Source organism: Bacillus sp. MRMR6, assembly GCF_001940785.1.
Classification (GTDB): domain Bacteria; phylum Bacillota; class Bacilli; order Bacillales; family Cytobacillaceae; genus Neobacillus.
This window is the reverse complement of sequence record NZ_MSLS01000009.1, coordinates 137,299-160,521: the sequence shown is the minus strand read 5'-3', so window position 1 is coordinate 160,521 and position 23,223 is coordinate 137,299. Positions and strand designations below refer to the sequence as shown.

Below are 23,223 nucleotides of genomic sequence, written 5' to 3'. Positions count from 1 at the left end.
CTGTATAATAGTTGCGAACACTTGTATAAAAATGTATGAAAAATAGGTATCGGATTGAATCCCCAATACGACGTAAATTGAAAAAATCCTTCAACGAATAAAAATTTATTTTTGGTGGGGTTACCATATTTTAGTTCATTAGCGAGGGCCGCGACTTCATTCTTCTCTGGCAATCAAAAATTTTGCGCTATGATCTTCTGCTTAAAAATCATCAAAGGCACAACTAGCTCATTAACGCTAGTTGTGCCTTTTTACGCGCAAAACTTCCGATTGTCCGCTTTAAGAACCGTCCCTGTGTCACTTTTTAGGTTTATAGATGTTACCGAGTCCCCAGACTTTTTGTACTTCTCCTTCTTGCATGTCGACTGTTGCTTTGGTGATCATGTTGATTTTTGCGTCGATATTATCGATCATGTGGCAAAGGTGAGCTTCTAACGTAATCGGTTCCGCTGTACTTCCCCAGCCGTTGTTGAGAGGACCGTGATGACTTGAGATAATGTTCATTAATTCATAGACCACCGTCACTTCATCATTAGAAACAGCTCGTTCATTACGGATCAGCACTAACTTTCGGTCAATCATCTGGTTTACGATTTGAATATGGCCTAAAAATTTTCCGAAAAGGGTGTATTCTGGAGCGGTATAATTGCGAGACATCTCCACGATTTTTCCCATATCATGAAGCGTAAGTGCTGCATACATCTTGCTCCGATTTACTGATTCACCATATTGGTCACAAATGCTTTTACAAATCCGAAGAAGTGAAAGGGTATGATACGCCAGACCCGAACGAAAATTATGATGCATTTTCACTGCGGCTACATGAGTCATGAAGTATTTCTTGTTTTCTTCAAACAAATCAGAGGTGATTTGGTGCAAGATCGGAATTTTGATTTCATCAATAAATGAAAGAATTTCTTTTTCCATATTTTCAATGGACTCTGGGGCGCTATCGATATAGTCACTCAAGTCCACTTCGTCGTTACTCGGAATGTGGAAATCGTTAATCGTCATTTGAAGCCTTCCGTTGTATTCAGATGCATTGCCGCTAATGTGCAGGACGGCTCCATTTGTGAATATGGTCAGCATTTCTTCAACGGTCCTTCCTTCAAACCCGTTGTTCCACAGCTTGCACTCGACGACCTTATGCTTTTTTCCAACCGTTACATCGAGATATGGATCACCTTTTTTGGTTTTATCCGATTTCACTCCTTTAATCAGGCAAAAACCGGCGAAGGATTCGCCTGGGACAACCTCTAATAAACAGGAAACAGCCATTTCATTTATCCTCCAATCTTCTCTGAAAGAACATATGTTTTTTACTATTTTAGCATAAAATACTAGGCGGTGAAATGAACATGGGGACGGTACTAGTGGCTTTTCTTAAAGCGTTGATGGGGTACTGAAAGGTTTGGAGCAAATATATTCGGACCTTTCATCAACAAGATGATTTGGATTACTAATTGGTCATTTTTTCTCAAACCTGACATCGGTGATTCATTTTGCTATGATATATCAAAAAATGGAAATATTATTGAAGTTGCGAGGATAATCGAAGTGGGCTAGCAGCTTCTGGTTGTGGGAAAAAATTTATAAATGAGGACTGATCATGGATGGATAAACAGGATCTCGTTCAATACTTTATTGTCAATCAGGATTTACATATGTCGAAGGGGAAGACAGCAGCACAAGTGGCTCATGCGGCAACGATTAGTACGATTAACCTGATGTCTACGCAATCCTCTTTTCCTGAACGGCATGAAAAGTTTGTAGAATGGGTAAAAATAGGAATGAAAAAAGTGATTTTAAAGGGGAAACAAGCCGAGCTTGAAAAGTTAGAAAAAAGTGGGTTTTTCAGTGTACGTGATAGTGGTTTAACCGAGGTTAAGTCAGGTTCTTTGACCGTTATTGCCCTTCCACCGATGGGGAAATTTGAAGCGAAAGAAATCGTCGGGCACTTAACACTCCTTAAAAACTAAACTTTGCGTACAGAGGGACGGTTCTCCTGCTTTATTTTCTTATTAAATAAAGTAGCAGAAGAACCGTCCCCGTGTGTGACCTCGACACTGTAAAAACATAACAGGGTGCTAATCCAGGTAGGATACGCCCTTTTTTAGTTAAGGCACAATCCTTATTACTAAACAGATGAGCACAATTGCTGTTAGAAATGGTTGATGATTTGTTTGTTATGCCAAAGAGTGGTGGTAATTTTTAGAAGATAAAGAAGGGGGGATGTGTACGGTTGCAGTAAGGACGCATAAGAACCGTCCCCATGCGTTTTTTTTACCAGATATTTCGACAATTTTCGGAATAATTCTCTTGTTAATAGTGTTCTAGGATTATATAATCGTGTAAGGGATTTGATTGCTGTATTTTAATACTAGAATAATTTCAGAAATTTACTTCTGTTTTAGTTTAGTATGATTGCTTTGATATTCAAATACTAGTAATTTTTGATGAGTATCGGTTTTGCAGGCGTTAACTTGTAAACTCTTTCATTCGTAAAGTGCTAGGATAAGATTTTCAAACAGCAAAATTTCCTAAAAAGTGCAATTGATGTACGGAGTTAACGCAATACGATCTGGGTACGGTTTTTACAAAGATTTCAGTTTTAAGGGGGAGAAACATGAAGAGAAGAAATCGAAAGAGTATGAGTATTGTCACGGTGCTTGCTTTGCTTATAAGCTTAATCTCACCAGCCGGCAATCTTAATGCAAAGGCTGAAACGGCTTTAGCTACAGATTTAATTATCTCAGAATACATTGAGGGCAGCAGCTTTAATAAGGCTATTGAACTCTACAATGGTACAGGTGCAGAAATCGACCTAAGTGCGTATACTCTTGAACACTATAATAATAGTGCTTCTGCTACTACTGGAACCCGTACTACGAGTAATATCTTACCATTAGATGGCAAGCTTGCGAGTGGTAAAACATACGTTATCTCTCGTTCAGATGCACATGCTGATATCGTAAAGGTAGCTGACAAAATCGATGAAAGCAAAACTGTTATTAATTTTAATGGTAACGACCAAATCGTTCTAAAGAAAAACGGAACAGCAGTTGATTCAATTGGTCAAGTTGGATCAGTTGAAAATGTTCTAATAGATATGACGCTTGTTAGAAACAGTAATGTTCTATCAGGAGATACCATTATTGATGATACCTTTGATAGAACCAAAGAATGGACTAATTTAGGGAATAATGTTTTTACCGACCTAGGCAAACACACTATGGACACAGCTTCCGAGCCTGGTGAACCAACTGAACCAACTGAACCAGAACCGGTTCCTGCTATTTCCATTGCAGATGCACGTAAAGCAGCTGTAGGAGAAGTGGTAACAATTGAGGGGATCGCAACAACTAATTCAGGCCTTTTGGGTGCTGGAGAGTTATTCCTGCAAGATGCTACTGCTGGTATATATGTTTATAGGAGCACACAAAATGTAACCAAAGGTGATTTTATAAAAATCACTGGTAAGTTAGCAACCTATAAAACTCAATTACAAATTGTGCCAACTGAGGTTGTCGTTGTTTCCAGTGGAAATGTACTTCCTGCCGCACAGTCTGTAAAGGCAGTAGATGAATCTACACAGGGAGAATTACTGAAGCTTGAAAGAGTAACAATCACAGAAATGACTAAGGATAGCTTCGGAACTGCTACTATCCAAGCTAAATTTGAAAGTGGCGAAACTGTAAGGGTTATTCAGGATAATCGTGCTGGCGCTAACTATGATGATTTAGTAAAACATTATAATGTAGGCGACCTAGTTCATATTATTGGAAATGGCTCAAAAGATGATACTGGTTTCAACCTAGTAACGACTGGTCTTGATAGCTTTGACTTAGTTAACAAACCAGCTGTTTATGTTACACAGTCACAGGGCGTTGTTCCAACTGGTACAAAAATTGAGTTGAAATCAGGCCTTGAGGGTGCTGAAATCTACTACACAACAAATGGTACTGAACCTACTGCAGCAAGCATAAAGTATGTGGAACCAATAGCATTATCAACTGGTGAAACAACGATTAAAGCCATTGCAGTAAAAGGTGAAGAAGTAAGTGAAGTGTTCAGCTTTACTTATAAAATATTAAATACTGAAGGCGTTAAAATCCATGATATTCAAGGAAAAGGACATGTATCTGAATATAATGGGGCTTCCGTTACAAACATCACTGGTGTGGTAACGCACGTTTTCAATAGAAACAGCTTTGTTATGCAAGATGTTGAAAACGCTGATAATGACCCTGCAACATCAGAAGCGATTGAAGTATCGTTAACGGCTCACGGTTTCATTGTTGGTACTAAAGTTTCTGTTGACGGAACAGTTGCAGAAGTTAATAATGGCATCTCTAAAACAACTATCAAGGCAACTGCAGGTACTTCACAAGGAGCAGCAGCTCTACCTGAAGCACTTGTAATAGGCAAAGATATTTTTCCTCCAAACAAAATTATTGATAATGATGGAATGAAATCTTTTGATCCAGAAGAAGATGGTATCGATTTCTGGGAATCTCTAGAATTCATGCGCGTTTCATTCCCAAATGCTCTTGTAGTAGGACCTCCGTATAGTAACGATGTTCCGATCGTTGTACCAGGCACTACAAATAATGAATTGAACGTTATGGGCGGATTGAATATCGCTGCAGACGATTACAATCCTGAGAAAATCTTTCTGAACAATGTTGGGTCTGATTTCCGTTCTGGTGATAAGTTTGATGGCAATATCGTTGGTATCATTACGTACGCGTCAGCTAACGGCTATCAAGTAGATACAGTAAACTTGCCTCCAATCATCAAATCAGATTTAAAACAAGAAGTTACTCATATTGTACCTTCAGAAGAAAAATTAACAGTTGCATCTTACAATGTAGAAAACTTCTCTAACAACACAGCAAACACACCTGACCACAAGGTTGCTAGAATTGCAGAGACATTTGTGCAAAACATGAAATCTCCTGACATTATTACTCTTGTAGAAGTTCAAGATAATGATGGTGAAACGAATTCTGGAAATACAGATGCATCCGAGAGCTATAACCGTTTAATTAACGCAATCAAAGTTGCTGGTGGCCCAACATATGCTTGGACAGATGTTGCTCCTGTAAACAACACAAACGGCGGTGCACCAGGCGGTAATATCCGTGTTGGTTACCTGTATAATTCAGAAAGAGTTTCATTGGTTCAAGGAACTAAGGGAACTGGAACGCAAGCAAACGCTTGGACAGAAGAAGGTAACTTAACGCTTAACCCAGGTGTTGTTAACCCTGCTAAGTACTCTGGAACACGTAAACCAATCGCTGCGGAATTCGAATTCCAAGGTCAGCGCGTGGTCGTAATCGGAGCTCACTTAAATTCTAAAGGTGGAGACGAATCCCTATGGGGAGCAAGTCAACCTCCTAAATTAGGCTCAGAAGCACAACGTATAGAGTTAGCAAGAGAAATTAATAACTTTGTTAAAGCAGGACTTGCTAAAAATCCTGCCCTGAATGTTATTGTTGCTGGTGATATGAATGATTTCGAATTCACTCCAGTACTTGACACACTAAAAGGCAATGTTTTAACCAATATGGTTGAAAAAGTACCTGCTGAGGATCGTTTCTCTTATTTCTTCGGAGGGAACAACCAAGTACTTGACCATGTTCTTGTAACAAATAACTTAGTATCGAATACTGCTGTTGATATGATTCATATCAATGCAAACTTCACAGAAGCACAGGGACAAGCATCTGACCATGATCCGCTATTGGTTCAAATTGATTTCCCTGACTTAACCATCATTCATACCAATGATACTCACTCAGCATTGGATATGTTGCCTAGAACAGTAACAGCAGTGAAAGATATTAGAGGCACCATTCCTGGAGCACTTCTTCTTCATGCGGGGGATGCACTTACTGGAACATTGTACTTCAATGAATTCCAAGGTAAAGCAGACTTGGCTATGATGAACTTGATGGGCTTTGATGCCATGACGTTTGGTAACCATGAATTTGACTTAGGTTCTTCACCAGAAGGCCACCAAGCATTGGTTGACTTTGTTAAAGGCGCTAATTTCCCATTTGTAAGTGCAAACGTTGATTTCTCTAAGGACGCTAAATTTGATGGATTATTCCAAGATTCAGTTGTGACTGAATTTGAAAACGGCAAAATCTATAACGGAATCATCAAAGAAGTAAACGGTGAGAAAGTTGGGATCTTTGGTTTAACAACTGAAGAAACAGCTGAAATTTCTAGCCCAGGCTCGATTGCATTTGAAAATTATCTCGATGAAGCTAGAAAGGCAGTTGCAGCATTAGAAGCACAAGGTGTTAAACGTATTGTTGCATTGACTCATATTGGATATGACGACAATGGAGCAATCGATAATGACTTATTATTAGCTGAGCATGTAGAAGGCATTGACGTAATTGTAGGCGGACACAGCCACACTGCATTGACAAAACCAGTTGTGGTAGCTAAAGATGCAACTCCTACTGTTATCGTTCAAACAGGCAACTCGAACGGCAACCTAGGTGTTCTAAATGTTGAATTTGATGATCATGGTGTTGTAACGGCTCACAATGGTCGCTTAATTGCAATCAACAATACTATTGCTGAGGATGCAGAAGCAGTAAGCGTATTACAGCCTTTCAAAACGAGAGTTACTGAAATATCTAATGAGGAAATTGGCGTATCATCACCAATTAACTTAGAATCTCCACGTACAAACGGTGACAATACAAAACCAAGTGTACGTAAAAATGAAACAATCTTAGGTAACTTGATTACAGACGGAATGCTTGAAAAAGCAAAAGCATTTACGGGTAAAAATGTTATCATGGCATTGCAGAACGGCGGCGGAATCCGTGCAGGAATTAATGCTGGACCGATCACTGTTGGTGAAATCCTTACTGTATTGCCATTTAATAACACACTTGCAACTATGGATTTAACAGGGGCAGAGCTAAAAGAAGCATTTGAAATCTCTCTTAGCCAATATCCTGTTGAAAATGGCGGTTTCTTGCATATGGCAGGCGGAAAAGTAGTATATGATCCTTCGAAACCAGCTGGAGCGCGTATTGTTTCTGTATCTTATTTAGATGCAAATGGCAAGTACGTAGCAGTTCAAGATGGTGTAACATATACTATTGCAACAAACGCTTTTACAGCTAAAGGTGGAGACGGCTATGATGTCTTCGCGAAAGCATATGCAGAAGGTCGTGTAACTGATCTAGGTCTTTCTGATTGGGAGAACTTCCGTGAACATTTAGTAAGCATTGGAAGTGCAGGAATTCCAACTGAAATTGAAGGTCGAATTGTAGATGTAAGTTCGGTACCAGGCGAAGAACCTGGTGAAGAACCAGGAGAAGAACCAGGAGAAGAGCCAGGAGAAGAGCCAGGACAGAACCCGGGTCAAAATCCAGGACAGAACCCAGGACAGAACCCAGGACAGAACCCAGGACAGAACCCAGGTCAAAATCCAGGACAGAACCCGGGTCAAAACCCAGGACAGAATCCAGGTGAAAAACCGGTTCAAAACCCAGGTAAAGAACCAGTTCAGAACCCAGGTAAAGGACTTCCAAACACAGCAACAAACAACTTTAACATCCTACTTGTAGGATTAATGTTAGTATTAGCTGGTAGTGGTCTATACTTCATTAGAAGAAAACGTACTACACAAAACTAATACGAATAACTAAGAAAAGGCGTGCCGCTTGTGGCACGCCTTTTCTTATAGAGATGCACAGGGGCGGTTCTCCTGCGACGCACAGGGACGGTTCTCCTGCTTCCTTAAGGAAGCAGGAGAACCGTCCCTGTGCATCATGCCTGTGTTTCATGCTTCAACTGATTTTGTGACCTGGTTTGCTTGCTTTTTCCAGAATAAGGTGATGATGATTCCGACGGTTAGGATTACGGTTGCGAAGTAGTAAGGATAGTTTATGTCGATATCAAATAGGATTCCGCCTAGGATGGGTCCGCTGATGTTTGCTAGGCTGGTAAACATGGAGTTCATTCCGCCGACAAAGCCTTGTTCATTTCCAGCGATGTTGGAAAGGTATGAGGTAACGGCAGGCCGGAATAAATCGAATCCTACGAAAACAATAAAGGTAACTAGTAAAATAGAAAAATAGGAATGAACCACGGTCATTAAGAAGACAAGTAAGGCTGATAAGATTAAGCTGTATCGAATTAGTTTGATTTCGCCCCAAACTCGTGTCAGTCGATCGAATAAAAGAACTTGTGACACGGCTCCAAAAATGGCACCACCTGTGATCACAATGGCAATATCGGCTGGTGTAAATTGAAATTTGTGGTCGACAAATAGACTAAAGAACGATTCAAAAGCGGCCAAACCAAATGATGCAATGAAAATTAAAATAAACGCAAGGAAGTATTTTGGTGCCAAAATTCGCTTGAAGCTGTTTTTTCCATCAGGGTTTTGTTCGTTGTGATCTTCTGTACGATTGGGCTCAGATAATAACAGAATCGAAAGGATTGCCGCAATGGTACCCATTGCCCCGGCAAAGAAAAATGGGACACGTGTTCCAAATTCCGCTAAGAACCCGCCAATACCTGGGCCGATGATAAATCCGGTGCTAATAGCAGCCGACATATATCCGAGTGCTTTAGGACGTGTTTCAAGATTGGTAATATCAGCAATATAAGCTGTAACAGCGGGCATGATAAACGCCGCACTGATTCCTCCTAAAATACGAGAAAAGAATAACATCTCGATTTCTTTGCCAATCCCAAATAAAAATTCGGAAAAACCAAAAATAAATAAACCGATAACAATCATAATTTTTCTACCGTATTTATCTGCTGCTTTCCCTGCAAAAGGTGAAACAATCAATTGAGCAATGGCAAAGGCAGCGGTTAAATAACCAATGGTTGTTCCGGTAATACCTAATTCATTCATTAGTGTAGGTAAGACTGGAATGACCAGACCAATTCCCAAAAAGGCTATAAATAAATTCATCAACAATAATCCTAAGGTGACTTTTTGAGTCTTCATCTTATCCATTCTCCTTAACATAACTTTGTAGGTCATGTTTTTCATTTTTATATAATGACTATGTTAGTGTATATAGTAACTATATAGTCAAGTGGGGTGTTATTAAAAATGAATGAAAAAAGTGGAAGATATTTAACGACAGGGGAATTCGCAAAGCTCTGCAAAGTGAATAAACAGACATTGTTTTATTATGATCAGATCGGGCTTTTATCTCCGGTATGGAAGAATGAAAAAGGGTATCGGTATTACTCTATACACCAAATCGAGTTGTTTTTTGTTATCGATTTATTGAAGGAGCTTGATATGTCGCTCAGCGATATTCAAGCATATATGCAAAATAAATCACCAGAAGGCTTTTTGTCATTAATGTATCAAAAGAAAAATGAGATTGTGAAAAAGCGCCAAGAGATTGAAGCGAAGGAAAGAATCATTGAGGCAAAAATAGCCTTAATGGAGGAAGCGTCATATCTTAGGTTTGACCAAGTAACAGTGGAAACGTTACCAGCGGCCACATTTTACTTAAGCAGAAATATCGAAAATATAATGAATGAAGAATTTTTCGGTGCGGTTTCGGACTTTATTGATGAATTGAATGTATCACACCTGGACACAGGATATCCCATCGGTGCGATGACAAAACGAGAACAGGTAGTAAAGGGAGAATACGCCAATTACAGCTACCTCTATATAAAGCAGCCAAATCCAAAGGCTGGTTACCCCTATTTTCAAACCCTGGAGGGCGACTACCTCATTGGCTATCATATTGGCGATGAGAAAACCATCCCTAACACCTATAAAAGACTGTTCACAGAAATGGACCGATTGCAGCTAGCATTAGGAGAATACGTCCTCGAAGAATACATCTACGACACCATCGTAAAAAACCAAAAAGAACAGTTTGTCACCAAAATCATCATACACGTTAAAAAGTGACGCAGGGACGGTTCTCCTGCTTCCTCCGTTTAACGAAGGAAGCAGGAGAACCGTCCCTGTGCTTTTACTGTGTTTTTAACATTATTAAAGTGAATACTTTGTGAAATATTTGAATCTTTATTGACAATTGGCGGTTGGAAATCTACTATTGATAATAGTTATCATTATCACTTAGGAGGATCAACTTACGATGGTAAACCCAAATAACAAGAAACGAACTTTGCTTATGACTGTATGGGTTCTGATAGTATCAATCGCTTTACTTGGCTGTTCAAGCGGTGCAGTTGAAAAAGAAAACTCAAAATCTAGCAATAAAGAAACGGAAAGTATAGTTACCTTTGCTTGGCCAAGAGATATAGGTGAAATGAATCCTCATATCTACAACCCATCTCAATTATTTGCTCAATCTATGGTCTATGAACCTTTAGTTAGCTACCAAGAGGGTGGAGAGCTCAAACCACATTTAGCCGAGTCATGGAAGATTTCCGAAGATGGGAAAGAATATTTGTTCAACATACGTCAAGGTGTGAAATTTACAGATGGCACAGATTTTAATGCAGAGATTGTGAAAAAGAACTTTGATGCGATTTTAAAAAATGCAGCAACACACAGTTGGTTAGGATTTATTTCGAAGATCGACCAAGCTGAGGCTGTCGATGAGTATACTTTTAAATTAACCTTAAAAGAACCTTATTACCCAACTATTCAGGAATTAGCGGTCGTACGTCCAGTCCGATTCCTTGGGGAGGCAGGTTTCCCTGAAGATGGTGACACGTCAAAAGGTGTAGAAAAGCCTGTTGGAACAGGTCCATGGGTATTAGATGAATATAAAGTAGATGAATATGCGGTTTTTAAAAGAAATGAAAATTATTGGGGAGAACTCCCAAATGTAGAGAAAATTAAAGTGAAAATCATTCCTGATGCTGAAACTCGCGTCCTTGCATTCGAAAAGGGGGAAATAGACCTTATTTATGGGGAGGGTGTAATCAATATCGATTCTTTTAAACAACTAGAATCAACCGGTTCCTTTGGGACTAGCATTTCTGAACCAGTCGCTACTAGACAGCTGGTCATGAATACGAACAAAGAACAGCTTTCAGATGTACGTGTTCGTCAAGCCTTACATTTTGGCTTTAATAAATCAGCGATGGTTGAGGGTGTGACATCTGGATTAGAAGAGAAGGCTGACTATATCTTACCAACCAACTTCCCTTATACTTCCAATGTGAAAGCAGATACAATCGAGTATAATGTTGAAAGAGCGAAACAATTATTGGACGAAGCTGGCTGGAAGCTGCCAAAAGGGAAAGCTATTCGTGAAAAAGATGGAAAACCACTAGAAATTGAGTTAATGTATAACTCTGCTGAAGTAATCCAAAAAACAATGGCTGAAACCTTACAGTCTGAATGGGCGGGCTTAGGTGTAAAATTAAATATTGCCGGAGTTGAGCTTACCACTCAAGTCGAAAGATTCAAAGCGAATGAGTTCGATATGAATTTCTATAGTAACTTTGGTGCTCCATATGATCCGCATACTTTCGTAAACATGATGGTCACGGAAGGATTTGGATTTAGAGAAGTCATTTCATCTTATCCTAACAAAGAAGAGTTACAGAACCAAATAACTGAGGTTCAACAAACAACGGATGAAAACGAGCGTCAACAACTTTACACGGAAATTTTAGGTTCACTACAAGAACAAGGTGCAATTGTACCGATTTCGTATATTAAGAAAATAGCTATCTATCAAAAGGATGTTTCTAATTTTACCTTCCCTGCTAACCGGGATGAACATCCATTTACAGGAATGAGTAAGAAGAAGTAAGCGACAGGGGAGTTTTTCATGGGTACTTATGTCTTGAAACGAATCATCACCATTGTTCCAATCTTTCTTTTGGCCACTTTATTAACATTTGGCATGATCAATCTATCGCCAGTGGACCCAGCTGAGGCATATTTTGCTGCTGCACATATCCAAGCGACAGATGAGATGTTGGAACAAAAAAGACATGAGTTCGGCTTAGATCAGCCTCTCTATATTCAATATGTAAACTCCCTAATAAAAGTAGGGCAATTTGATTTTGGCATATCCTATGTTACCAATAAACCCGTATGGCAGGAGATTTCCGCTCGTTTACCAGCTACGATTCAGCTAACGATCGGCAGTCTCTTGATTGCCATCCTAGTAAGTGTCCCGATTGGGTTTTTAGCAGGTATAAAGAAGAACAGTGGAATGGACCATTTGAGTCGATTCCTCTCTTTTATAGGGGCATCCATCCCCTCCTTTTGGCTAGGATACTTATTGATTTTTTTCTTTTCTGTAAAATTAGATTTGTTCCCAGTAGAAGGGATTGGTACGTGGAAGCATTTAGTTTTACCTTCCGTTACACTGGCTTTCCCGTTAATCGCCTTATATACTCGGCTGCTACGGGCAAGTGTTCTTGAAAATTTGCAGGAGGCCTATGTACTTTTTGCACGGACGAGAGGGGTTCATGAAACAATCATCATGGGAAAGCATGTATTAAGAATAGCCATTTCCCCGATGATTACCGGGCTTGGCATGAATCTTGGGAACTTAATGACAGGAGCGATCATTGTAGAGGCAGTTTTTTCATGGCCAGGGTTTGGGCGTTTTTTTATTGAGGCTGTTTTTAACCGTGATGTTCCTGTTATTCAAGGCTACGTGCTGTTGGCAGCAGGAATATTCCTGATTAGCAACTTACTAGTCGACCTGATCCAAATGGTTATTGACCCACGTATTTCTAGAAGAGGAAGGCAATACCGATGAAAGCAAAGCTTCGTGATCGATTAAAAAGTCAAAAAGTGATCGTCATTTGTTCTAGCCTACTGGGCATTTTATTCTTACTCACCCTTTTTGCTCCGTGGATTTCACCAAATGACCCAATTGCTGTCAATTTAGCGCATAAGCTACAGCAGCCTTCATGGGCTTACCCTTTAGGTACAGATCATTTAGGCCGCTGTACGTTTTCGCGTATCCTATATGGGGCACGAATTTCCTTAGGGTCTGCTATGCTCATCTTTATTTCTGCTATAAGTATTGGTTTGATTATCGGGATCGTTGCTGGGTATAAGGGTGGCTGGGTGGATCAATTGTTAATGAGACTGGGTGATGGATTGATGGCCATCCCAAGCCTTTTGTTCGTTCTTGGTTTTGTAGGGATTTGGGGAGCGGGTCTGAAACAGGTCATTTTAGGATTAATTCTCGTACAATGGGTTTATTACGCCAGGGTCATCCGAGGAATGGTTCTAAGCTTGAAAGAACAGAATTATATTACGGCTGCTAAAATCAGTGGTTCCTCTACATGGACCATTATGAAGAAACATATTATTCCTAATGTTCTTCCATCACTCGCTGTCATGGGAACATTAGAAATGGGTTGGGCGATTATGAACTTATCCTCCATGTCCTTCTTAGGCTTGGGTGTGCAGCCTCCTACACCAGAGTGGGGGGCAATGATTCATGAGGGAAAGTCCTATATCCGAACACATCCAGCCTTAATGATCTATCCGGGTGTCATGATTATGCTCGTTGTTGTTACCTTTAATTTATTAGGTGAATCACTATCAGAACGTTTTGGGGTTAAACGTCGCTAATGAAAAAGGACTGTTGAAAAATGGAAGACATTCTAAAGGTAAAAGATTTACATGTACAAGTTAGAACCAATGACGGTTCTGCCACACTCGTTCAGGCTATTTCATTTGGAATAAAAAAAGGCAAGATCTTAGGTCTTGTCGGGGAAAGCGGCTGTGGAAAAACGGTTACAAGTATGTCGATCCTCCAGCTCCATGATCAAAAAAATGTTGACATAAGGGGAAGCATTACACTGCACGGCAGAGAATTGAATGGGCTAGGAAACAGAGAAATGCGGAAAATTCGCGGGAAGGATATTGCTTTTATCATGCAAAATCCGATGAATGCTTTTACTCCCGTGTTTACGATTGGCCATCAATTTATTGAAACGATTCGATCTCATACAGGGTTGAATAAAAAGCAAGCAAAGGAGCTTGCGATTGGTGTGATGGAAAGTGTCAACCTGCCAAATCCCGCTAAATTGCTGAAAAACTATCCTTTCCAATTAAGTGGAGGTATGCTTCAACGGGTGATGATTAGCATGGCTGCCTGCCTGCGGCCAGCTGTTATTATTGCCGATGAACCTACTACAGCCCTTGATCTTCATAGTCAATCATTAGTACTGCGTCTATTAGATAAGATTCGTTCTGAGTATGGAACGTCTATTCTACTGATTTCTCATGATCTTGGCGTTATTTCTGAGATGGCTGATGATGTCATTGTGATGCAGCATGGGAGAATTGTAGAAAGTGCCAATGTGCTAAAATTATTTGATCACCCGCAACATGAGTACACGAAGAAGCTGTTAAGGACAAGACCTACCTTATATTTTGACAAACAGCCCTATACCTATATGCTGTAAAACAACGAAATTTCCGAGGGGTGAAACCAATGAGCTTATTACAGGTAAAACAAGTCAATTTTAGCTTTCAGTCAAGAAAGCTTTTTAAAGGGAAGGATCTTGCGAATGTTCTTCAGGATATTTCCTTTTCGATTGAAGAGGGAACATGTTTGGGCTTAATTGGTACAAGCGGAGCGGGAAAAAGCACCTTAGGAAGAGTGATTCTCGGGATTCAACGTCCACAGCAAGGTCAGGTCTTGTTTCAAGGAACTGACATATATCATGCCGATAAAGCAACCCAACATAAGATACGGCGCGATCTCCAAGCTGTCTTTCAGGACTCCTATTCAGCTGTTAATCCTCGAATGACGGCCGAACGTATTATTAGTGAGCCATTAGAGAACTATGAAAAGCTCACGATAGACGAACAAAGAAGAAGGGTCATTGAGCTTTTAGAAAGAGTCGGCTTACACGAAAAGGATTTAAAAAAATACCCGCATCAATTTAGCGGCGGACAATTGCAACGGATTAATATTGCTCGGGCCATCGCTCTTAAACCAAAGCTAATCGTCCTAGACGAATCAGTCAGTAGTTTAGACATGGTCACCCAGGGATTAATTTTACAATTATTAAACGAACTAAAGGTTGATTTTGGCTTATCCTATCTTTTTATTACACATGATATTAAAGCAGCCTTTTCCTTATCGGACCGTATTGGTGTCCTGGAAAAGGGAGAATTAATTGAGCTGTATGAATCAAAAGACCAATTTTTCACCTCCAAACACCCTGCGATTAAACGGTTAAGAGACTCCATTCTTGCTGAACACCCACGTTTTCGAACGATTACGACCCGGGCAAACCTGGTATAATAATTACCTTTGTCACAACCTTAGAAGCTGTGACATTTTTATTTTTTTGAAGGGGAAAGTGGTATGAGTTTTCAAAGTTCTACCTATTCAAGGACATTACAAACATCTCTTACGAATAAACAATACATGCTGTTAGCTTTACCGATTATTTTCTCTCAGATGACCACACCGCTCCTTGGAGCAGTGGATACTGCGGTAGTCGGACAACTTCCTAATCCCGTCTTTATCGGTGGGGTGGCTGTTGGCAGTCTCATATTTAATACGTTGTACTGGGTGCTTGGTTTTTTAAGAGTATCTACTTCAGGTTTCACCTCTCAGGCGCATGGTGCAAATAACCAGGTTGAATTGATGTATTCCTTATTAAGACCGATGTTGATTGCCATGGTCATCGGTAGTTTATTTGTTCTGTTTCAAGAACCAATTAAATGGGCCGCTTTAAAAATAATAAACCCTACTTCTGGTGTAGCTCATCAAGCTGCATTGTATTATGATATTCGCATTTGGGGCGCCCCCTTTGCACTAATGAACTATGTCATCCTTGGATGGCTAATCGGTTCGTCCCATGTAAAATTAACGGTATATTTGCAATTAGGGATGAATGTACTCAATATTTTGTTAGATGTTTTGTTTGTGACCAGCCTGAATATGGGGGTAGCGGGTGTTGCCATAGCAAGTCTCATGGCAGAGGTTGGAGTCATGCTTGCCGGAGTCTTTATTTTAGTAAAGATGAAATTAGTAGATATTCGGTCGATTCAATTAGTAAAAGATATTTTTGAAAGAACGGTTTTTATAAAAATGGTCAAGGTGAATCGCGACTTGTTTATTCGGTCGATTTGCTTGTTAACGGTTTACACCATCTTTACTTCAAAAGGAGCACAGATGGGGGAAGTGGAGCTGGCGGCTAATGCGATTTTGTTTCAGCTCCATTTTATTATGGCGTATGGCTTAGGCGGCTTTGGAAATGCAAGTAGCATATTAATTGGCAGGGCGATTGGTTCAAATAATAGACAGTTGTTTTCAGATACAATCAAGCTGTCTGCCAGGTGGGGGGCCATTGCAGGAATTCTCTTATCATTCCTGTTAGTAATGGGTTCTTCTGTTATCTATCCTCTTTTTACTTCTATTGACCAAGTCATCGAGTGCATGGTGCAATACCAAGGCTGGCTGCTATTATTTCCGATCGTCGGATTTTGGGGAATCATCCTCAATGGAGTGTTTTCCGGAGCAACAGAAGCCGCTCAAATTAGGAATTCGTTAATACTTTCAATGGCATTGTTTATTATCCTAGTCAACCTACTCACACCAGCATGGGGTAACCATGGACTATGGCTAGCATTCACCCTCTTTACCCTATCACGTTCTGTAGTCCTAGGAGCCTACTTAACGAAACTATAAATGCACAGGGACGGTTTTTTCATGCTTCGAAGTCCCTGATTTAAAAATAAGGAAAAAGAGGTAAGTCCACCTTATGCGAAAGCTGGTGGACTTAGCTTTTTTGTAATACTGAAATTTTATAAAAGGGAATTGGTTAATATTGGCCTTGAGAGGTTTTAATAAAAAAGGCTACGACCGGAAAAGTTATATTATTGATGGAGACTATAAGCCTTTCATCGATTGTACCCGATTCATGCCTCTGAATTTAATCAGAGTCATGCGCCTTCTCTCTTCTTTTGAAAATCAAACACCTTTTCTTTGAGGACAATTTCTCTAATATAATTCATGGTGATTTTCGCGGCTTCCTCGAGTTCATAAGATCTTCGATTATTGAGGATATTGGTAAACATCCCCTGCCAGATAAGGATGGTCAGTTCATTAATCCCATCGATATTTTCCTCTTTAATATAGCCTTCTTTACATGCAGCTTCTAAAACGGATCTTCCTCTTTTGGACATGTTTCGCTCAAATAGAATCGGTTTTAACTCTTCTGGAATGTTGATTAAATCAGTTGGGTAGAGTTTATAGTAGTCTTCGAGTAATTTTTCCGGATGTTCGCCTAAATCCATGATAAATACAGCATGGAAGATTTGAGGATTCTTAAATGAGTGCTTGCAATAGCATTCCCACGCCAGCAGGTATTTTTCAAGTGAATTTTCCCCCTTCTCCATATAGATAAACACTTCTTCTGTATATGGTTTCAAGAACTTCATAGAAGCAAAGAAGATTAAATGCGAGACTTCGGAAAAATAATTATAAATGGTGGCGCTGTTATAGCCAGCCCGGTCCGCTACCTTTCTAATCGTTATTTTATCAATGCCCTCTTCTTCGATAATTTCAGCTGTTGCATCGACAAAGTATTTCCACATCCGGCTCATTTGGATTTCCTTTTTTTTCACTATCAATTCCCCTTCCCAATACCTGTATAAATTATTAGAAAATTTTTATTGTTATGAATTTATTCATATGGTACTATAATCGTAATTAAATAGTAATCATGATTATATTTTAACAATGTTTGGAAGATTTGTAATTAGTTTAATTTAACAAATTTAAAAAGGGGTTGAATGAATGGAAAAGGTAAAAATTGATCCTGTTGTTTTTTGGTCATCTCTAATTGTAATTGTTGCTGCTACATTGCTGCTGGTGGTAAATCGTGAATCGGCAGAGCCCGTTTTAAATAGCTTAATGACAGCGATTACATATAAGCTTGATTGGGCTTTTCAGCTTTTAACCATTGGACTATTTATTCTGCTAGTTTGGCTGATCTTTGGCCGTTATGGAAAAATTAAGCTTGGGGAGGGGAAGCCTGAATTCTCCAACTTTAGCTGGGGAGCGATGTTGTTTTGTGCCGGCATGGGAACGAGTATTATGTTCTGGTCGATTATGGAGCCAATCTATTATTATATCGGACCTCCATTTGGTATCGAGGCAAACAGCAATGAAGCTGCGGAGTGGGCCGTTACATACGGACTGTTCCACTGGGGTATTTCTGCATGGGCACTATACGCACTGCCAACTGTTACGATTGCCTATTCCTTTTTTGTCAAAAAACAATCTTCTTTAAAAATCAGTACCGCTTGCCGTGGGGCACTTGGTAAGTATGCCGATGGATGGGTCGGAAAACTCATCGATATCCTCGTGATTTGGAGCCTTGTTGGTGGTCTTGGAACATCTTTAGGATTGGGTGTACCAATGATTTCAGCGGTTATCGGCGAAATCTTGGGTATGGAACAGTCACTTGGTTTGAGTATTGTTATCGTAGCAATTTGGACGGCCATTTATTGTACAAGTGCTTATTTCGGACTTTATAAAGGAATTCGTAAGCTAAGTGATTTTAATGTATACATGGCTCTGGGTTTAGCATTATTTGTTCTGCTTGCTGGTCCAACGCTATTCATTCTATCTTATTTTACAAACAGTCTTGGTTTAATGCTGCAAAATATCGTGCAGATGAGTTTTTACACAGATCCAATTAATAAAGGCGGCTTCCCGCAGGCTTGGACGGTATTTTACTGGGCTTGGTTTGCAGCAACCGCGCCATTCATGGGCTTGTTTGTGGCCCGTATTTCTAAAGGCAGAACGATTAAAGAATTGATCAGCTCTGTTCTTTTATGGGGTTCCTTGGGCAGTTGGCTCTATTTCGCGGTCTTTGGCGGTTATTCCATGCATTTGGAATTGAATGATATCCTTCCAGTCGCGCAAATTCTGAATGATTCTGGCGGCCCGGCGGCTATTGTCGAAGTTCTTAAAACATTGCCTCTTAGCAAGCTCGTTTTGATTTTCTTTGTAGTGTTAGGATTTATCTTTTTGGCAACGTCCTTGGATTCTGCTACCTACATTTTGTCTGCGATTGCAACGAAGGAACTGAAGGATCAGCAGGAGCCGGCACGCTGGCACCGTTTGTTATGGGGGGCGATTCTTGCTGTTATGGCGGTTGCCTTGATGATGATTGGCGGGCTGGGTGTTGTTCAAACCTCTTCGGTTATCGTATCGGTGCCTGTAATTATCATCTATATTCTATTAACTATTTCGTTATTAAGATGGCTAAAGCAGGATTATGGCAGTGTGCCTATTAAGCAGATAGAGGAAGGAAAAAAATCAGGGTCAGAGAGTAATAGTACTTTGGAGGTTTAACAATGGTTTTTAATGTTCGTGACAATAATCTATCGATTAAAAAAGAGTTTCCACGTAAGGTTCGCGAAGTCGAGCATGTTTGGATTCCGATGTCTGATGGAACTCGTCTCGCGGCCAGGATTTGGATCCCGGAGGATGCGGAGCAGCATCCTGTACCGGTGATTCTTGAATATATTCCATATCGTAAAAATGACTTTACGGCATTACGGGATTCTATCCGTCATCCGTATTTTGCCGGGCATGGATATGCCAGTATCCGCGTCGATATGCGCGGGTCTGGTGATTCTGATGGAATTCTTTATGATGAATATCTGCCACAGGAGCAGGAGGATGCGCTCGATGTTTTGAGCTGGATTGAGTCGCAGCCTTGGTCGACAGGGGCGGTCGGCATGATTGGCAAGTCGTGGGGAGGCTTTAATGGATTGCAAGTTGCAGCAAGAAGGCATCCTGCCTTGAAAGCAATCATTACCCTTTGTTCAACGGACGACCGTTATGCCGACGATGTTCATTATATGGGAGGCTGTCTTTTAGCTTCAGACATGCTATGGTGGGCCTCGACGATGCTGGTGTATAGCGGTCGGCCGGCGGACCCGCGGATTGTCGGAGATGAATGGCGTTCTACCTGGCTTGAGCGGCTTGAAAAAACTCCGCCATACGTAGAGGAGTGGGTGAAGCATCAGCGTCGTGACGCTTTTTGGAAACATGGCTCTGTTTGTGAAAATTATACGGATATTAATATCCCTGTCTTTGCCGTTGGCGGCTGGACGGATGGCTATACCAATTCAATTTTACGACTGCTGGAGGGGCTTTCGGGTCCGCGCAAGGGCTTGATTGGTCCTTGGGCTCACGAATATCCGGAGGTTGCTGTTCCGGGACCGGCCATCGGCTTCCTTCAGGAATGTTTGCGCTGGTGGGATCATTGGTTGAAAGGTGTCGATACTGGGATCATGGAGGAGCCGATGCTCAGGGCATGGATGCAGGAAAGTGTGCTGCCTCAGGTAGATTACGCTGAGCGCCCCGGCCGCTGGGTGGCTGAAACGGAATGGCCGTCACCGAATGTGGAGGCGGTGGATTTTTGGCTTGATGGCGGGTTGTTGGCAGATGCACCTGCAGCAGGTCAACGGATTTCAATACCGAGTGTGCAGACTCATGGGCTATATGCCGGGGTTTGGTGTCCGTTTGGGCAGGCCGGCGATTTAGCGTCAGACCAGCGTCTTGAGAATGGACTATCGGTTTGCTTTACATCTGAACCATTAGCAGCCCCTCAGGAAATTCTTGGTTTTCCAGAAGTAACCGTTGAGTTGGCTTCAGACCGGCAGAGGGCTTTACTTGCCGTCAGATTATGCGACGTTTCTCCTGATGGGGCCTCCACGCTTGTCAGCTGGGGGATGCTCAATCTGACTCATCGTGATAGCCATGAGCATCCGACTCCTTTAGTTCCAGGGAAGCGTTATACTGTGACGGTTCGTTTGAATGCGGTTGGTCATGTTTTACCTGCTGGGCATCGCTGGCAGGTTGCTTTATCGCCAACGTACTGGCCGCACGCCTGGCCATCACCGGAGCCGGTGACGTTACAGGTTTTCGCGGGGGAGAACACCCGTCTTACGCTGCCGGTAAGGCCGCACCGGGCTTTGGATAACAAATTGCCATACTTTGATGTACCGGAGACGGCTGCGGTTCTGGAACGTGAGATTTTACGGACAGAAAGCCGAACCCGTAAGGTTCATCACGACCTGATTGAAGGAACATGGATACTGGAGGACTTTTCTGATGAAGGAGCCCGCCGTCTTCCAAGCAATGGAATTGAATATGGCAGTGTTAATCGCAATGTTTATTCGATTAAAGACGGTGATCCATTATCTGCTGCTGTCCGTTGTGAGTGGTCGTTACATGTCGGCCGCGGCGAGTGGCAGACACGTCTTGAAAGTGTCAGTACGATGACAGCTGATGCCGAGCAGTTTTTTATCACTAATGAGCTCATTGCGTTTGAAGGCGAGGAACAGGTTTTCAGTAAAACGTGGAAATCGGAGATCCCGCGCGATTTAGTTTAGTTATTTTTACGATAGGTAGCTTCATAATTTGGAAACAGCCTAAATCTAGCTGATTTACCCCTTGTGTTGGCAAATGATGCCGCCAAGGGGTTTTCTTATACGCTACCAATCTAAAATTTTTATAAAGGAGAGTTCTTTCGTGAGCATGACTAAAAGGCTAGAAATCTTTAGGAAGTTTATGAATGAGAAACAAGTGAGGCTCAGCGTAATTTGGGAGCCGGATAATCAATATTACCTCAGCGGGTTTCGGGCGATATCCTATTCCCGTCCGATTGTGACGCTAATCAGCGAGGAGCTTATTGATTTGATTGTTCCGGGACTAGAGGAACTTCATGCCGGGGAAAAGGCAATTGCGGATCACCTATATGTCTATTATGAACAAATCGATAAAGGTCATCTTGAAACATCGTATCGCGACCATTTAACACCTTTACTGAAAAAATACCCTTCTGGAACGAAGGTTGGCGTTGAATTAGGGGTTCTCCCTGCAAACGTATATCTTTATTTAAAGGAATTTGGCTTCGAGCTGGTGGATGTCGGACAAAAGGTTATACACATGCGTTCAATCAAAGATAAGTCCGAAATTGAACAGCTCAAAATCGCAGGTAAGCTATCAGACTATGCGATAGAGGAATCTCTTAAATATGCACGGGCCGGCATCAGTGAGCTGGAGTTTGATACCTATGGCGACAAGACCCTGCTGGAAATTGCATCAAGGGATTATCCGGAAGAGCAGATTGGCTATGAGAACTGGACTTGTTCGGGTGTCAACCGGAGCGCGATGCCGCATCTCTATTCCTGTACGAGGAAATTTGCAGACGGCGACCCTGTCGTGCACAGCCGCCAGGTTTGGTTTAACGGCTATCGGGCAGAGAACGAGCGGACTTTTTTTGTCGGAAAGCCCTCTGAAAAACAAAAGGATTTGCTTAAACTAGCGATTGAGGCGCAACGGGTCGGGATGGAGATGATCCGGCCGGGAATCACGGCGAGGGAAGTGGATCTTGCATCCTATGAAGTTTTTAAAAAAGCTGGCTTGAGCGAGTTCGTGAATCACCGCGTCGGCCATGGTTTAGGATTATCGGAGCACGAAGAGCCCTACCTTCGCTTTGATAATTACCTCGTTTTAGAAGAGGGGATGGTATATACGATTGAGCCTGGGATCTATGTGCCTGGGTTAGGAGGATACCGGCATTCGGATACCGTGATATTAACGAAAAGCGGCAGTTACTCGATTACCCAATATCCTAGGGAAATAGAGTATTTAATTTTTTAATTCTTGCTGAGGTGAAGGCGATGTCTTCTATTATTCTGGTGATTATATTCATTAATATTTTATATGTTTCCTTGTTTACCCTACGAGTTATGATTGTTATTAAAGGGTTCCGGGTGTTGGCTTCGCTTTTATCCACGGCGGAGGTTTTTGTCTATTTGATGGGCTTAACCATTGTGCTGGATAATCTCGATAAGCCGTTGAACATTGCCGCTTACTGCTTTGGCTGGGGACTGGGTGTGTTTGTAGGCAGTAAGATAGAATCGTATTTGGCTCTAGGGTATGTCGTGATGGAGGTAATTGTCGATCCTTTGGTTATTCACCTGCCTGAAAAAATCCGTGAACAAGGCTATGGCGTCACCTCCTGGATCGCCGACGGGAAGGACGGAAAACGAATTGTCATGAAAGTGCTGGCGAAAAGAAAACAGGAGCAAAAACTGAAAAACTTTATCATGTCGGCCTCCCCGGGAGCCTTCATGATTTCATATGAACCGACCCACTTTAATGGCGGGTTTTTGCTGAGGCGAGTAAACAAAATGCACGTTGGGTGACAGGCACTGCTCATGGACAGTGTCCACCCCATATGGACAGTAGAAAA

16 protein-coding genes are annotated in these 23,223 nt (G+C 41.4%); 13 read left to right on the top strand and 3 right to left on the bottom strand.

Annotated elements, in window-relative coordinates; translation table 11 throughout:
* Nucleotides 1–297 precede the first annotated feature (297 nt).
* Nucleotides 298–1,278: a 3'-5' exoribonuclease YhaM family protein gene (locus tag BTR25_RS11565; protein ID WP_075688215.1), complete on the bottom strand. Its 981-nt coding sequence runs from the start codon at nt 1,276–1,278 to the stop codon at nt 298–300.
* A gap of 335 nt (nt 1,279–1,613) precedes the next feature.
* On the opposite strand from BTR25_RS11565, the gene BTR25_RS11560 reads away from it, so the two are divergent.
* Both BTR25_RS11560 and BTR25_RS27560 read left to right on the top strand, forming a co-directional pair.
* Nucleotides 1,614–1,979, top strand: coding sequence for an aminoacyl-tRNA hydrolase (locus BTR25_RS11560; RefSeq protein WP_075688214.1), 366 nt, complete (start codon nt 1,614–1,616; stop codon nt 1,977–1,979).
* A gap of 647 nt (nt 1,980–2,626) precedes the next feature.
* Nucleotides 2,627–7,669 (top strand): 5'-nucleotidase C-terminal domain-containing protein, encoded by a 5,043-nt coding sequence (locus BTR25_RS27560; RefSeq protein WP_075688213.1) that lies wholly within the window; start codon nt 2,627–2,629, stop codon nt 7,667–7,669.
* A gap of 147 nt (nt 7,670–7,816) precedes the next feature.
* Here BTR25_RS27560 and norA read toward each other — a convergent pair whose 3' ends face one another.
* Nucleotides 7,817–8,998, bottom strand: a complete 1,182-nt coding sequence (norA, locus tag BTR25_RS11550) for a multidrug efflux MFS transporter NorA (RefSeq protein ID WP_075688212.1) — start codon at nt 8,996–8,998, stop codon at nt 7,817–7,819.
* Nucleotides 8,999–9,106: 108 nt separating this feature from the next.
* On the opposite strand from norA, the gene BTR25_RS11545 reads away from it, so the two are divergent.
* The 7 genes from BTR25_RS11545 to BTR25_RS11515 all read left to right on the top strand — a co-directional run bounded on the left by BTR25_RS11545 (nt 9,107) and on the right by BTR25_RS11515 (nt 16,628).
* Nucleotides 9,107–9,931, top strand: a complete 825-nt coding sequence (locus BTR25_RS11545) for a MerR family transcriptional regulator (protein WP_075688211.1) — start codon at nt 9,107–9,109, stop codon at nt 9,929–9,931.
* Nucleotides 9,932–10,121: 190 nt separating this feature from the next.
* On the top strand, nt 10,122–11,756 hold the full coding sequence (nikA, locus tag BTR25_RS11540; RefSeq protein WP_075688210.1) for a nickel ABC transporter substrate-binding protein: 1,635 nt from the start codon (nt 10,122–10,124) through the stop codon (nt 11,754–11,756).
* A gap of 18 nt (nt 11,757–11,774) precedes the next feature.
* Nucleotides 11,775–12,719 carry a nickel ABC transporter permease subunit NikB gene (gene nikB, locus BTR25_RS11535; protein WP_075688209.1) on the top strand — a complete coding sequence of 315 codons (945 nt, stop codon included), beginning with the start codon at nt 11,775–11,777 and terminating at the stop codon, nt 12,717–12,719.
* On the top strand, nt 12,716–13,546 hold the full coding sequence (nikC, locus tag BTR25_RS11530) for a nickel ABC transporter permease subunit NikC (RefSeq protein ID WP_075688208.1): 831 nt from the start codon (nt 12,716–12,718) through the stop codon (nt 13,544–13,546). Before nikB ends, nikC begins: the two co-directional genes overlap by 4 nt.
* A gap of 20 nt (nt 13,547–13,566) precedes the next feature.
* A complete protein-coding gene (locus BTR25_RS11525) occupies nt 13,567–14,385 on the top strand; it encodes an ABC transporter ATP-binding protein (RefSeq protein ID WP_075688207.1) in 819 nt (272 codons plus the stop codon).
* Nucleotides 14,386–14,414: 29 nt separating this feature from the next.
* On the top strand, nt 14,415–15,233 hold the full coding sequence (gene nikE / locus BTR25_RS11520) for a nickel import ATP-binding protein NikE (protein ID WP_075688206.1): 819 nt from the start codon (nt 14,415–14,417) through the stop codon (nt 15,231–15,233).
* Nucleotides 15,234–15,296: 63 nt separating this feature from the next.
* Complete coding sequence (locus BTR25_RS11515; protein WP_075688205.1) at nt 15,297–16,628, top strand: MATE family efflux transporter; 1,332 nt, start codon at nt 15,297–15,299, stop codon at nt 16,626–16,628.
* A gap of 254 nt (nt 16,629–16,882) precedes the next feature.
* Here the strand turns inward: BTR25_RS11515 and BTR25_RS11510 are convergent, their stop codons facing one another.
* On the bottom strand, nt 16,883–17,566 hold the full coding sequence (locus tag BTR25_RS11510; RefSeq protein WP_254842685.1) for a TetR/AcrR family transcriptional regulator: 684 nt from the start codon (nt 17,564–17,566) through the stop codon (nt 16,883–16,885).
* A gap of 172 nt (nt 17,567–17,738) precedes the next feature.
* On the opposite strand from BTR25_RS11510, the gene BTR25_RS11505 reads away from it, so the two are divergent.
* The 4 genes from BTR25_RS11505 to BTR25_RS11490 all read left to right on the top strand — a co-directional run bounded on the left by BTR25_RS11505 (nt 17,739) and on the right by BTR25_RS11490 (nt 23,176).
* Complete coding sequence (locus tag BTR25_RS11505) at nt 17,739–19,304, top strand: BCCT family transporter (RefSeq protein WP_075688204.1); 1,566 nt, start codon at nt 17,739–17,741, stop codon at nt 19,302–19,304.
* A 2-nt stretch (nt 19,305–19,306) separates the two neighbouring features.
* The gene (locus tag BTR25_RS11500; RefSeq protein WP_075688203.1) at nt 19,307–21,355 is read left to right on the top strand and encodes a CocE/NonD family hydrolase; all 2,049 of its coding nucleotides are present in this window, start codon (nt 19,307–19,309) and stop codon (nt 21,353–21,355) included.
* Between the two features lie 145 nt (nt 21,356–21,500).
* The gene (locus tag BTR25_RS11495; RefSeq protein ID WP_217696967.1) at nt 21,501–22,628 is read left to right on the top strand and encodes a M24 family metallopeptidase; all 1,128 of its coding nucleotides are present in this window, start codon (nt 21,501–21,503) and stop codon (nt 22,626–22,628) included.
* A gap of 20 nt (nt 22,629–22,648) precedes the next feature.
* Nucleotides 22,649–23,176, top strand: coding sequence for a DUF2179 domain-containing protein (locus tag BTR25_RS11490; protein WP_075688201.1), 528 nt, complete (start codon nt 22,649–22,651; stop codon nt 23,174–23,176).
* The last annotated feature ends 47 nt before the right edge of the window (nt 23,177–23,223 follow it).